This window comes from Pseudofrankia inefficax, from assembly GCF_000166135.1.
Taxonomy (GTDB): Bacteria; Actinomycetota; Actinomycetes; order Frankiales; family Frankiaceae; genus Pseudofrankia; species Pseudofrankia inefficax.
Genome location: NC_014666.1, coordinates 53,696 through 66,243, shown reverse-complemented (window position 1 = coordinate 66,243; position 12,548 = coordinate 53,696). Strand labels below are relative to the sequence as shown.

At 74.4% G+C, this 12,548-nt stretch carries 11 protein-coding genes; 2 read left to right on the top strand and 9 right to left on the bottom strand.

Features of this window, described 5'->3' with window-relative positions; all coding sequences use genetic code 11:
* Positions 1-26 precede the first annotated feature (26 nt).
* Complete coding sequence (locus tag FRAEUI1C_RS40635) at positions 27-374, bottom strand: type II toxin-antitoxin system antitoxin (RefSeq protein ID WP_013421270.1); 348 nt, start codon at positions 372-374, stop codon at positions 27-29.
* Between the two features lie 8 nt (positions 375-382).
* Positions 383-1,372: an SPFH domain-containing protein gene (locus FRAEUI1C_RS00290; protein ID WP_013421269.1), complete on the bottom strand. Its 990-nt coding sequence runs from the start codon at positions 1,370-1,372 to the stop codon at positions 383-385.
* A gap of 309 nt (positions 1,373-1,681) precedes the next feature.
* On the opposite strand from FRAEUI1C_RS00290, the gene add reads away from it, so the two are divergent.
* Together add and FRAEUI1C_RS00280 are read left to right on the top strand one after the other, a co-directional pair.
* Positions 1,682-2,671, top strand: coding sequence for an adenosine deaminase (gene add, locus FRAEUI1C_RS00285; RefSeq protein ID WP_013421268.1), 990 nt, complete (start codon positions 1,682-1,684; stop codon positions 2,669-2,671).
* Positions 2,672-2,737: 66 nt separating this feature from the next.
* A complete protein-coding gene (locus tag FRAEUI1C_RS00280) occupies positions 2,738-3,880 on the top strand; it encodes a glycerate kinase (protein ID WP_013421267.1) in 1,143 nt (380 codons plus the stop codon).
* Between the two features lie 186 nt (positions 3,881-4,066).
* On the opposite strand, the gene FRAEUI1C_RS00275 is transcribed toward FRAEUI1C_RS00280, so the two are convergent.
* From FRAEUI1C_RS00275 to FRAEUI1C_RS00245, 7 genes are all read right to left on the bottom strand, one after another.
* The gene (locus tag FRAEUI1C_RS00275) at positions 4,067-4,681 is read right to left on the bottom strand and encodes a hypothetical protein (protein WP_013421266.1); all 615 of its coding nucleotides are present in this window, start codon (positions 4,679-4,681) and stop codon (positions 4,067-4,069) included.
* Between the two features lie 129 nt (positions 4,682-4,810).
* On the bottom strand, positions 4,811-5,617 hold the full coding sequence (locus FRAEUI1C_RS35765; RefSeq protein ID WP_013421265.1) for a DUF4232 domain-containing protein: 807 nt from the start codon (positions 5,615-5,617) through the stop codon (positions 4,811-4,813).
* 154 nt (positions 5,618-5,771) lie between these two features.
* On the bottom strand, positions 5,772-6,614 hold the full coding sequence (locus FRAEUI1C_RS00265; protein ID WP_041258614.1) for a protein phosphatase 2C domain-containing protein: 843 nt from the start codon (positions 6,612-6,614) through the stop codon (positions 5,772-5,774).
* Between the two features lie 79 nt (positions 6,615-6,693).
* A complete protein-coding gene (gene wecB, locus FRAEUI1C_RS00260; protein ID WP_013421263.1) occupies positions 6,694-8,019 on the bottom strand; it encodes a non-hydrolyzing UDP-N-acetylglucosamine 2-epimerase in 1,326 nt (441 codons plus the stop codon).
* 118 nt (positions 8,020-8,137) lie between these two features.
* The gene (locus FRAEUI1C_RS00255) at positions 8,138-9,064 is read right to left on the bottom strand and encodes an SDR family oxidoreductase (protein ID WP_013421261.1); all 927 of its coding nucleotides are present in this window, start codon (positions 9,062-9,064) and stop codon (positions 8,138-8,140) included.
* A complete protein-coding gene (locus FRAEUI1C_RS00250) occupies positions 9,064-10,464 on the bottom strand; it encodes a glycosyltransferase family 4 protein (RefSeq protein WP_013421260.1) in 1,401 nt (466 codons plus the stop codon). The genes FRAEUI1C_RS00255 and FRAEUI1C_RS00250 overlap by 1 nt, the downstream gene beginning before the upstream one ends.
* Before the next feature lie 112 nt (positions 10,465-10,576).
* On the bottom strand, positions 10,577-12,268 hold the full coding sequence (locus FRAEUI1C_RS00245; protein ID WP_013421259.1) for a polysaccharide biosynthesis tyrosine autokinase: 1,692 nt from the start codon (positions 12,266-12,268) through the stop codon (positions 10,577-10,579).
* Positions 12,269-12,548 lie beyond the last annotated feature (280 nt).

The following is a 12,548-nucleotide window of genomic DNA, read 5'->3' as shown; positions in this document are numbered from 1 at the left end:
TGCGCCACGGACGCGACGGGCCACCCTCAGGCATCCGGCGTGGGCTCGCGGCCGGGCGGGGTCTCGCCGGCGCCGTCGTCGGGCGCCTCGTCCGTGATCTCGTCCGGCGCCTCGGTGTCGTCAGCTCCGAGGACTGGGTCGGGTGCGAGGACTGGGTCGGGTTCCCGTGCGCCGTCGGCCTCGGCGGCGGGCGGGCGGCCGCGCCGCGGCATCCGTCCGACGGCGGACGGGAGCCGGCCGGCGGAGGCCAGCGCGCCGCGCAGCAGGAACTCGATCTGGGCGTTCGTGCTGCGCAGCTCGTCGCCGGCCCACCGGGCCAGTGCGTCGTGCACCGCCGGATCAAGCCGCAGCAGGATCTTCTTACGTTCCGTCATGGGCCGGACTAGTGGTAGAGCGACCCGGCGTTCACGACCGGCTGGGTCGACTGCTCGCTACACAGGACCACCAGCAGGTTGCTGACCATCGTCGCCTTCCGCTCCTCGTCCAGCTCGACGACGTCCCGGCTTTCCAGTCGAGCCAGCGCCGCCTCCACCATGCCGACGGCGCCCTCGACGATCCGGGCCCGGGCCGCGACGACCGCGTTCGCCTGCTGGCGGCGCAGCATGGCCTGGGCGATCTCTGGGGCATACGCCAGCCGGGTGATCCTCGACTCGATGACGTGGACCCCGGCCGAGGCGACCCGCGCGGCGATCTCCACCGAGAGCATGGCCGTGATCTCGTCGGCGTTCTCGCGCAGGGACATCTGCCCCGTCTCGTGCGCGTCGTACGGGTAACGCGTCGCGACGTGCCGCACGGCGGTCTCGGTCTGGATCGCGACGAACTCGATGAAGTCGTCCACCTCGAAGACCGCCTGCGCGGTGTCCGCGACCTGCCAGACCACCACCGCGGAGATCTCGATCGGGTTGCCGTCGGCGTCGTTGACCTTCGCGACGCCGGTCTCGTGGTTCCGGATCCGGGTCGAGACCCGCCGCCGACTCGTCAGCGGGTTCACCCAGCGCAGGCCGGTGTGGCGGATCGTCCCCACGTAGCGGCCGTAGAAGGTCACGACCCGCGCCTGGCCCGGGGCGACGGCCGTCAGCCCGCCGAAACAGATCAGGCTCGCGAGGAAGAGCAGGATCCCGACCACGAGCGCCACGGTGCCGCCGACTCCCACGCCGTGCGCGAACAGCACGCCGGCCAGCACGATCAGCCCGGCGGCCACCAGCAGCGCGCCGAGGGTTCCGAAGAACCCCACGGCGCCGGAGATCCCGGTGATCACCCGCTCACCCACCCGCGGGGCCGGCATGTCGATCGTCTCTCGGGGATCCAGCTCGGGACGGACCTGCGCGCCGACCGGGCCTTCAGGCTCCCGCGGCGCGTCACCGCTGCTCATAGCGGCCATCTCCTTCGATCTCGCTGGCGCGGGGACCGCCCCGCCGGCAAGTCCGGCCGCGCCACTATCAAAGTGATATCACTTTTTCGGGCCCGAGCCAACCGCCGGTCCGGCCGCTCGTGTGTCACGGCGGTAAATCCCGACGGACGATCTTCCTGGACGTCGGGTTCGTCCGTACCGTCGTCGCAGGCAGACCGCCGCGCGGCGGCGCCGAACGGGCGCCGCCCGAACTGGCGACCCCGGGAGCGGCGTCCCGGCCGGCGCGGCGGGCCCAGTGAGGGCGGCGGGCCCAGTGAGGAGTGAACTGCGATGCGTGACCTGCGTGCGCTGCCCAAGGGGCACCTGCACCTGCACTTCGAGCTCGGGATGCGCCCGTCGACGCTGGCGGACCTCGCCGCGCGCAACGGCGTACCGACGCCGCCCACAACCGGGTTCACCGAGTTCGGCGGCTTCGGCGTCGTGATCGGCGGAATCCTGCCGATGTTCCGCGAGGTCGCCGACTTCGAGCGACTGGTCGACGAGGTCGTCGAGGACGCCGCGCAGGAGGGCGTCGTCTACCTGGAGCCGAGCTTCTACCCGTACCCGTACCTGGACGTCTTCGGGACCGCCGAGGCCGCCTGGGAAACCGTGCTGGCCCGCTCCGCGCTGGCCGCCGAGCGCCACGGCGTCACCGTCCGCTGGATGGCCGCCGTCGACCGGGTCTTCGACACGCCGGCACAGGCCGTGGAGGTCGCGAAGCTCGCCGTCCGCAACCGGGACGCGGGCGTCGTCGCGCTCGGCCTGCACAACGACGAGAACGGCTACCCGCCTGAGCCGTTCGCCGACGCGTTCCGTTACGCCAAGGACGCCGGCCTGCTCTCCACCCCGCACGCCGGCGAGCTCGACGGCCCGGCCTCGGTCCGCGGCGCGATCGACGTGCTGCTCGCCGACCGGCTGCAGCACGGCATCCGTGCCGTCGAGGACCCGGCGCTGGTCGAGGTGCTCGCCGCCCGCGGCACGGTGCTGGACGTCTGCCCGACCTCGAACCTGCAGCTCTCCGTGGTCCCGTCGCTGGCCGAACACCCGCTGCCGGAGCTGCTGGCCGCCGGCGTGCGCTGCTCGATCAACGCGGACGACCCGCTGCTGTTCGGGCCGAGCATCCTGCGGGAGTACGAGCTGTGCCGAGACGCCTTCGGCCTCGACGACGAGCTGCTCGCCACGTGCGCCCGCAGCTCCGTCACCGGCGGAGCCGCTCCGGCCGAGGTCCAGGCAACGGCCCTGGCCGGCATCGACGCCTGGCTCGCGGCTCCGGCCGGGTGACCGCGGGAGCCGATCAACCCTGACGCCGATCGACTCTGGCCGGCCGGGCCACGCCATGATGGCGGGGTGGCGGACAGGCTGAAGGTCGTCATCGCGCCGGACTCGTTCAAGGGATCGCTGGCGGCCGACCGGGTCGCGGCGGCCCTGGCCGAGGGCTGGCTCTCGGTCCGGCCGACGGACGAGGTCGTGCGGCTGCCGATCGCGGACGGCGGCGAGGGCACGCTCGACGTCTTCGCCGCCGCCGTACCAGGAGCGCGCCGCCGACCGGCCACCGTGACGGGCCCGCGCGGCCAGCTGGTCGACGCCGAATGGCTGGCCCTGCCGGACGGGACCGCCGTGGTCGAGCTGGCCCGGGGCAGCGGGCTGCCGCTGATGGGAGACCGGCGGGACGCGCGCGCCGCGCACACCGTCGGCCTCGGCCAGCTCCTCGCCGCCGCCCTCGACGACCCCGGGATCCGCCAGATCATCGTCACCCTCGGCGGCTCCGCCTCGACCGACGGCGGCACCGGCGCGCTCGCGGCGCTGGGTGCCCGGTTCCTCGACGCCACCGGCGCCGCGCTGCCACCCGGCGGAGGCTCCCTCGTCCGCCTGGCGGGCGTCGACCTGGGCGGCCTGCGCAAGCCGCCGCCCGACGGAGTGCTCTGCCTGACCGACGTCGACGCGCCGCTGTGCGGGCCGCGCGGCGCCGCGGCCGTCTTCGGCCCGCAGAAGGGCGCCACCGAGGCCGACGTCCCGGCACTCGACGAGGGCCTGCGCCGGCTGGCCGCCCTGCTCGGCGGCGCTCCCGACGCGCCGGGAGCGGGAGCGGCGGGTGGCACGGGCTATGGTCTGGCCGCCGCCTGGGGCGCTCGGCTGGTTCCGGGCGCGGCCACGGTCGCCGAGCACGCCGGCCTGCCGGACGCGCTGGCCGAGGCAGACCTCGTCATCACCGGCGAGGGCCGCTTCGACGCGACCTCCCTGACCGGGAAGGTGGTCGGCGGTGTCCTGGGCCTGGCCGCCGCCCGGCCCGGCGCGTCCGGCCCCGTACCGGTCCTCCTGGTCGCCGGCCAGCTAGGCGCACCCGCCCCCTCCGGGGTCCGCACCGCGCTGGCCCTGGCTACCCTCGCGGGCGGCGTCGCCCCGGCGGTAGCCGAACCCGAACATTGGCTCACCAGGGCCGCCACCCGCCTCGCCACCGCCACCACCAACCAGCTCGGCGACCGCCCGTAGAGCCAAAGGCCCGCCGCGAACTCATCACGCGACGGTTCCCATAGTCCCCTTGATCGCCGTTTCGGCCCTCTGGTGGTCGCCGCCGGGTCTGTTTCATAGCCACCGGAGGGCGAAAACGGCGATCAAGGCGGCGGGAGGCTCCGGCGACACGGGGGCCGAGGCTGCCTGCCAAGGGGCTGGGCGCCTTCAGGCGTTCCTGGGGTCGGGTTCCTGGTCGGGGTAGGGGGCGCGGAGGCGGTACGGGGGGCCGGCCTGGGTGCTCGAGCAGCGGGGGCAGATGACGGTGGGCGCCGCCGCCGGTACCAGGAAGCGGTGGGCGCAGGCGCCAGGCCACCGGAGCTGGCGGACCGCGTCGGGCAGGACGCGGCCGAATGGCAGCCGGTCCAGGCCGGCGCGGTCGCGTAGCCGGCCCAGCGGCAAGCGGTCCAGCCGGAGGCGGTCCAGCCCGAGGCGGTCCAACGGGAGGCGGGGCACGCGGCGGGCGACGCAGGTGATCCTGGTGTCACAGGCCGGCTCGTCGCCCACGACCCGGGGATGGACCGAACCGCAGACGCCACAGACGACCTCGGGCGGGGAGGCCACGAACGTCGGGTTCCGCGAGGTGGCCGAGAAGATCTGCACCTCGGCGTGGTGGGGAGTCGGCCCCTCGCAGTTGTCGCACTGGATGTACCGGACCACCGCCGACCCGTCGCCACGGGTGTCCTGGATGAGCGCGACCATGGCGGACTGGATGCCAGGCCCGGCCGGCTCGGAACCGGTCGGGTCCGGCTCTTCGCGACTGGGCGGCCCCACATCCACCATGGTCGCTGACGACCGGGCCCTAGGTCTCGCCACGGTGCGGAACGGGGCGACTGTTGGCTCAGGTCACGGCCGTGTCGCGGCTCGATAGGCCGCCCGATGTCCCGGCCGAGGCACCAGGCGGGACGATGGTCAGGTCGAGGTCAGTGGCCCGATGAGGAGCTGGCGGACGCTGGACGACACGCAGGCCGTGATCCCGCCGGACAGGGGCACCGACAACGTCACGGCTCCGCCATCCGGCGGCGTGACGCGCAGGGCCGCGGCGAGCCTCGTCTGGCTCGCGGCGGTACAGCCGCGCTGGATGCCTGCCTGGGTGATCCGCAGCATGGCGGTCGCGGTACCCCCGGCCGGGAGCAGCACCGCCGTTGCCGGACCGTCGTCTGTGTCGTCCGCCGGTGCGCCGAAGACCGCGCCGTCCGCGTCGACGAACCGGACGTCGGGGTAGCCGGTCAGCCGGCAGGCGACCGAGCCCTTGTTGCGCAGGACCAGGTCGTTGTAGACGTGGCCGGCGGTTCCCTCGGTGTGGCGGAGCGCGCCGGTGAGACCGCGTGGCGGACAGACCGGCGCCGCGGCGACGACGGCCGCCGGGGGCGACAGATCGGTCGTCTGAGCCACGGACGGCGACGCGGCCGCCGCCGCGGTCGCTGTGTCGCTGGGGGCCCCGGCGGCGGCCTCGTCCGAGGCGGCGACGGGAATGGCGGCCTCAGTGGCGACGGCGTCGGAAGCGACGGCAGCGGTCGAAAGGGTCGCCGGGAGGACGCGGGCGGGAAGGGGGGCCACGGGCCGGTAGTCGGACCGGCTCGCCGTGACGGTGGCCGTTCCGGCTTCGGTCGCCGGCGACCCGCACCCGGCGGCCGCGGCCAGGCCGAACGCGGCGAGCGCCACGGCCGTGCACGACCGCCAGTGCGCTGGCGGGGCCCAGACCCGATCCGTCCGCATCTTGGGCTCCTTGACATGGCGTTCGGCTGACCTCGCGCCGCACCTCCGACGCAGCGCAAGGCCACGATGACGCAGAAGACCGTATCCACCCGCCATCGAACCGGAAAGCGCGACACACCGCTATTGAGATGTCACTTAGTGTGCCCACGCGGCGTCAGAACCAGCCGAAGGTGCGCCGCGGCCGCGCCGCGAGCAACACGGCGGCGGTGAGGTTGTCGCCGGCTCCGGCGGCGCCGGCCCTGGCGATGAGCGATCGGGCGGTGGCGCGGGCAGCGTCCGGCTGGCCGCCGTCGGCGCCGGCCCGCGAGGCCGCCTCGATGGCGGCGCCGAAGGCGCGGCCCAGGTAGTCGGTGACACCGTCAGAGACGACGACAAGCAGGTCACCGGGCCCGCGGCGACGGCGGGTCACCGGGTGACCGGCGAGTGGATCCGCCGGGGAGGTGGGCCCGAGAAACTCGCTCGGCTCGTCCAGCAGGTGCAGCCGGCCGCGCCGGACGACGGCCGCCGTCGTGTCGCCGTAGCCGACCGCGGCGAAGGCCGCCGCGGTCACGACGACCAGGCTCAGCGCCGTCCGCGCCGGCCGCGGCTCGCCCTCGGCGCCCGCCTCGGAACCGCCAGGGGCCGGTGGGCGGGCGACGGCGCCGTGCGCCGCAGCGGCGAAGGCGGCCGCGAGCTCTGCCTCGTCGCCGGTCCGGTGCGCGAGCAGCACCGGGGCCCGCGCCGCGAGGGCCCGCAGCGCGGCGGTCGAGGCGGCCGAGCCGTTGTGGCCGTCGGCCACGGCCAGCAGCGCGCCGGCCGGCCCGACGGCGAGCAGCGCCCCGTCCTCGTTCGGCTCGACCGCCGGCACCGCCTTCGGCCGCCAGCCAGCCGACAGCGCGGCACCGAGCATCGTCGGAGCGCCGTCGCCCTCGACGGACAGCCCGCCGAGGGCGACCTCACCCAGACCCGGATGGTCCGGACCGAGCAGCAGCGCGGTCCGCACGGCATCGCCGGCCACCCGGACAGCGGGCCCTTTCGGGGCCGAGTCAGCGGGCCGTCGGGCGGTCGATCGGGCCGTCATGACGCTCCGGCGGCGGTCACCCGGAGGTGAGGGCCACGTCGGGTTCCAGCGCGGCGCGCGGCGCCGGCACGGCCACCGGGGCCGGCGAGCGATGCCAGACGGTCCGGTTCACCTGGTCGACATAGCTCAGGATGATCCGCAGGACCCGCGTGGAGACGTCGTCGACGTCGTAGTCGGGCGGCAGCCCACGGCCCGAGTTACCAGCCGCAAGCCCGGACGGGCCGAGCTGGGTCTGCCCGCCGCCGCGCTGTCCCGTCGGCTGGTCGGTCACCGCGGCGACCGCGGCGAGGACCCGGTCCGGCCGCAGCACGCTGGACACCAGCACACCGTGGTCGAAGCCCTCCGGCCGCTCGTGCGACTCTCGGATCATGACGGCCGGGAAGCCGAGCAGGGCGGCCTCCTCGGTGAGCGTGCCGCTGTCGGAGATCACGCAGTGCGCCCCCCGCTGCAGCGCGACGTAGTCCGCCAGCCCGAACGGCCGTAGGAAGCGCACCCGCGGGTCAAGGTCGGCGACCGCCGAGGGGCCGCCGGGGGCCGCGAACGCGTCGGCGCCCAACTCGTCAAGCCGGGCCCGGGTCCGCGGGTGCGTCGAGACGACGACCGGCATGTCGAATCGGTCGGCCAGCACCGTCAGAGTGGCCAGCAGCGCGCGCAGCAGGTCGGGATGGTCGACGTTCTCCTCGCGATGCGCGCTGACCACCAGGAAACGCCCCACCGTCAGCCCCAGGTCGGCAAGGACCGTGGAGCCCTCGATCTGGGCCCAGTGCTGGGTGAGGACCTCTTTCATCGGCGACCCGGTCACGAACACCCGGTTCGCGGGCAGGCCCTCGGCCAGCAGATGGCGGCGCGCGTGCTCCGTGAGCGGCAGGTTCACGTCACTGAGGTGGTCGACGAGCCTGCGGTTGATCTCCTCCGGGACCCGGTCGTCGAAGCAGCGGTTTCCGGCCTCCATGTGGAACACCGGGATGTGCCGCCGCTTGGCCGGGATCACCGCCAGGCAGGTGTTGGTGTCGCCGTAGAGCAGCACGGCGTCGGGGCGTTCGGCCGCCAGCACCCGGTCCACCCTGGCGATCACCTGGCCGATCGTGTCCGCCGCCGTCGCGCCGGGCAGCACCGCGTCCAGGTGGTGGTCGGGCGGGCGGATGCCCAGCTCGTCGAAGAAGATCTGGCCCAGCTCGTAGGCGTGGTTCTGCCCGGAGTGGACCAGTCGGACGTCGACGTGCCGCTCCAGCGCGGCGATCACCCGGCTGAGCTTGATGACCTCCGGTCTGGTCCCGACGATGACCATCACCTTGACCCGGGTAGGCGCTACTCGCGCCGGCCACTGGTAGGTCGATTGCATACCGGCTCCTTATCGCAGCAGGTCAAGGTGGCCGCCGGTCGTCGGCGCCCGCCGGCCGGTGAGCATCCCGGACCCACCCGGCTCCTCGCCGACCCGCGCGGCGCCGTCCAACCCGTTGTCAGCCATCACGGCGACCTCCGTCGTCTCGCAGCGTGATCCGCTCGACGAGCTCGTCGAGCATCGCGTCCCAACCGGGCGCGGTGTATCCGGTCGCCTCGGCGAACCGGTCGGCCAGCAGGCTCCGGTCGCAGGCCGGCCCCTCCGCGGCGACGACCTCGGCAACCGCGCGGGAACCGCCGGCGCGGCGCAGCCGGTCGGCGAGCCGGGTCAGCAGCTCGTGCTTCGTGATCGCCTCGGCCGTCGCGACGTGCCACAGCCCGGTGAGGTCCTCGTGCTTGGTCAGCAGCCGGTCGACGACGCGGGCGAACTCCATCGTGGTGAGCCCGGTGTAGATGGCCCTCCGGTAGCCGGAGACCTGGCCGGTCTGGGCGAGGAACCACTCCACCAGGCCCGACCCTCGGCCGGCCGGCTCGAGGCCGATGATCGACGTCCGCAGGGTCACCACCGGCGCCTCGCGGATCTCCCCGAGCAGCTTGGACATGCCGTACACGTCGACCGGGTCCGGCTGGTCGTCCTCGGTGTACCGGCCGCGCCGGCCGGAGAACACGCAGTCGGAGCTGACGTGCACCATCCGGACTCCCGCGATCCGGCACAGCCGGGCCAGCCGGTGCGGGAACACGGTGTTGATCTCGACAGCGGGCAGCGCCGTCCTGCCCTCGGGGCGCTGCTTGACCAGGCCGACCGCGTTGACCACCGCCTCAGGGCGGAAGTCGGCGAGCAGCCCGGCGAGGTCGTCCTGGCAGCGGACGTCCAGGCCGGCGAAGATCCGGTTGGCGGGCAGCGCGCCGGCCCAGGGGTCAGACCGGTCCCTTCGGCGCGGTGGCCTGGGCCCGTGGACGGTCACGCCGACGTCGTGGCGACCGGCGAGCGCGCTGGCCAGCTCATGTCCGAGCATCCCCGCACCACCGAGCACGAGCACTCTCATCAGGCCGTCTCCGTCACGTCGGCGGCGGGCACCTCAGGCCCAGCCGGCTTGGCCTTGGCCGGGCCACCCGAGCCCGCCGCGCCGGCCGCCACCGAGGGCTGCGCGGGAACCGCCGGGCCGCCATGGGCGGTCGGCCGCGTAGGAGCCGGCGCGGGCGTCGGCACCCGGACGGGTGCCGCCGACAGCCCGGCCGCGTCGCGCAGATGCCGCTCGACCCGGTCGAGCAGCGCGGCCCGCTCGTAGTGCGTCACGTAGTACTCCCTCGCCGCGACGCCCATGGCGGCGCGTTCGGTCGGCCCGAGCGCGTGGACCTGGGCGACCGCGTCGGCGAGCGCCGCCGGGTCCTCGGCCGGCACCGCGATCCCGCCGGCCGCGGCCACGACCCGGCCGGTGGTGCCGTCGGCCGACGAGACGACCGGCCGGCCGCAGGCAAGGAACGACTGCACCCGGCTCGGCACGGTGAGCGCCCACACCGAGTCCCTGCGCAGGGCCGTGACCAGCACGTCCGCGTGCGCGAACAGCGCCGGCAGCTGCTGCGGCGGGGCCTGGCCGAGCAGGTGGACCCGGCCGGTGAGGCCGCGGCGGCGGACCTCGTCCGCCAGCCACGCGCCGCGCTGGCCGTCGCCCAGGACAACCCAGTGCATGTCGGCCAGCTCCGGCCGGTCCCGGGTGAGCTCGGCCGCGCCGACCAGCGTCTCCAGCGCCTGCGCGACCCCGAGGTTGCCGGCGAACATCGCGACGAAGCCGTCCGGGATACCGGCGGCGCGGCGGACCTCCTCGTCCGGCGGCTCGGGGCGGTACTGGCCCTCGGCCCAGTTCGGCAGGTAGTCCAGCCGTTCCGCGGGCACGCCGGCCGCCCGCAGCAGCGGCAGGAAGTCCTCCGACTGCCCGAGCACCCGGGCGCACCGCCGATAGCCGGCGCGCACCACCCGGTCGATGACGCCCAGCACCCGTTCGGAGCGGATCGTGCCGGTCGCCCGCAAGGTCCGCGGCCACAGGTCCTGGACCCACACCACCACCGGGGCACCGCGGATCCGCCGCAGCAGGAAGGCGGGCAGCGCCGTCGTCACCGGTGACATCTGGTAGACGAGCACCACGTCCGACGGTGGCAGCCGCGGCACCCCCAGGACGCTGGCGCTGGCCGCGAAGCTCAGGTAGTTCAGGGCCAGCCGCCAGGGCTCGCCGTTGCCGCGGGAGGCGAGGCGCACCCGCACGACCTCGACGCCCTCGTACCATTCCCGGCTTGGTCGTCGTCGCCGCGGGAAGGAGTCCCGGCGCGGGTAGCTCGGCTGGCCGGTCAGCACCGTGACGTGATGGCCACGCTCGCGCAGGCCCACGGCCAGGTCGTTGACGCGGAACTGCTCCGGCCAGAAGTACTGGCTGACGATCGTGACGCGCATCAGCTCGCTCTCTTCCGGGCCAGGGCGCGGGAGGCCTCGGCCTGGCGTCGGCCGGCCCGGTCGGCGGCGAAGGTCCGCCCCGGACCGGCCGTCGACGCCGCCGGGACGGCCGTCAACGCTTGGCCTCGGCGTGGCGGCCACCGCTGCCGAGCCGCTGGTCCGGCACCCGGCCGGCGGTTCCGGCCGGCAGCGCGGCCGTCCGGGCCGGCTGCTGGCCGTAGCCGTAGCCGTAGCCGTAGTGCCCGTACCTGCGCCTGGAGCCGGTGGACTTGTTGAAGACGTAGCCGAGCAGCGGCGTCCCGACGAACTCGAGCCGGTGGCGGACCTCGGCCAGCACCCGCAGCGGCGTGCCGCGCCCGACGATCAGCACCACCGCGTCGGCCTGCGCCGCGATCGCGGCGGCGTCGCTGACGGCGAGCAGCGGCGGCGAGTCGACGATGATGATGTCGGCGTGGCCGCGCAGCCGGCCGACGGCGCCGCGGAACCGGCCGGTCCTGAAGAAGCTGGCCGGGTCCTCCAGGCGGGCGCCGGCGGCGATCACGTCCAGCCCCTCCGTGCTGTCCAGGTCGAGGGAACGCAGCACCTGGTCGACCGGCACGTCGGCGCCCAGGTCGGACAGGCCGGGCTCGTCGGGCACCTCGGCCAGCCGGGTCAGTCCGCGCATCCGCTCGTCGCCGTCGACGACGGCGACCCGCCGGTCGTCTCGGGCCATCGCGATCGCCAGGTTCAGCGTGGTGACCGTCTTGCCGTCGCCCTGACGGGGGCTGGTGACGGCGATGACCCGTCCACCGGCACCACCCTCGGGCCAGGCGCGGGCCGTGGCCGCCACCGCGAAGTCGATCGACTCGACCAGGAAGTTGTAGGCCTCCCCGGCCGGTGACGACGGCTCGTACGCCGCCGGCAGCGCTCGGCCGCCGGCCGAGGCGACGAACTCGGGGACTTCGCCGAGGAGCGGGACGCCCAGCACGGTGGCGGGTTCCTGCTTCTCGTCGGCCCTGCGGCGGTACTCGGCGCGCCACCAGACGACGGTGGCCGCGAGCAGCAGCCCGACGAACGCGCCGACGACGCCCCCCACCATCGGCTTCGGCTGCGTCGGCGAGGACGGCTGCTTGGCCTCCTCGAACATCTGGACACCGTCGCCGTACGTGGCGGTGTCGACGGCGATCTCGTCGGCCCGGCTCTGCACGGTCAGCAGCTGGGTGGCCGCGGCCTGGCGCGCGGCGGACAGCGCCGGGTCGGCGCTGCCGTCCTTGGTCGACGCCAGTTGGCCGTCGAGCTCGCTGATGCTGTCGCGCAGCCGCGAGATGGTCTGGTCCAGCTCGTCGGTCGTCGACTTGGCGTTCTGGGCCGCCGACGAGCGCACGGTCTCGCGGTAGGCCTGGCAGACGGCGTTCGCCACTTCGGCCGCGCCGGCGGCCGTCGGCTCGGTCGCGGTCACCGTGACCTGCTCAAGCTGGTCCGAGGAGGTCGCGGTGACCCGGCTACGCAGCTCGTCGAGGCTGAGCCGGTTGTGCAGGATCTTGGTGGCCGCGGTCAGCACCTCGGTGGACGTGAGGTAACTCGCCTGGCCGCGCACGTACCGCGACGGGTCGACGATCACCCGGTTGTTCTGGCTGAAGACGCTCGTGCTTCCCGGGTCGTTGAGCAGCATCGTGGCCGTGCTCGAGTAGAGCGTCGACTGGAGCGACGAGAGCAGCACACCGGCCGCGCCGAAGGCGACAGTCACGGCAAGCAGCAGGTGCCATCGGCGCGCGAGGACTCCGGCAAGGTTCCGGCCACCGCCGACAGCGCTGTCCGTCTCCACAGGCTCGCTTCCTTCCCCGCTGTGGTGGCCGCCGGGCAGCGCCAGGCGAACCACCAACGTCGATCACTTAGAGTGTCTGGACAACTATGTTGAGTGACAGTAGGGCCGGGATGCGCCGCACGGTGGAGGCGCGCCGACGCCGGCCAGCCACCGAGGTGGCCGCCGGCACGAGATGCCGGGCAACCGACGACGCCACCACCGCCTGGCAACTGAAGGTAGTCACGCCGATGCTTTGAGTGGCTCCCGCCACAACCTATGCTCACGGCCTGTAATCGAAGCC

What these genes read in the sequence shown, in the direction of transcription:
- FRAEUI1C_RS00250 (WP_013421260.1), bottom strand. Translation starts at nt 10,464, where the DNA reads ATGCGCGTCACGATCGTCAGCCAGTACTTCTGGCCGGAGCAGTTCCGC.
- FRAEUI1C_RS00275 (WP_013421266.1), bottom strand. Translation starts at nt 4,681, where the DNA reads ATGGTGGATGTGGGGCCGCCCAGTCGCGAAGAGCCGGACCCGACCGGT.
- FRAEUI1C_RS00255 (WP_013421261.1), bottom strand. Translation starts at nt 9,064, where the DNA reads ATGAGAGTGCTCGTGCTCGGTGGTGCGGGGATGCTCGGACATGAGCTG.
- add (WP_013421268.1), top strand. Translation starts at nt 1,682, where the DNA reads ATGCGTGACCTGCGTGCGCTGCCCAAGGGGCACCTGCACCTGCACTTC.
- FRAEUI1C_RS00290 (WP_013421269.1), bottom strand. Translation starts at nt 1,372, where the DNA reads ATGAGCAGCGGTGACGCGCCGCGGGAGCCTGAAGGCCCGGTCGGCGCG.
- wecB (WP_013421263.1), bottom strand. Translation starts at nt 8,019, where the DNA reads ATGCAATCGACCTACCAGTGGCCGGCGCGAGTAGCGCCTACCCGGGTC.
- FRAEUI1C_RS40635 (WP_013421270.1), bottom strand. Translation starts at nt 374, where the DNA reads ATGACGGAACGTAAGAAGATCCTGCTGCGGCTTGATCCGGCGGTGCAC.
- FRAEUI1C_RS35765 (WP_013421265.1), bottom strand. Translation starts at nt 5,617, where the DNA reads ATGCGGACGGATCGGGTCTGGGCCCCGCCAGCGCACTGGCGGTCGTGC.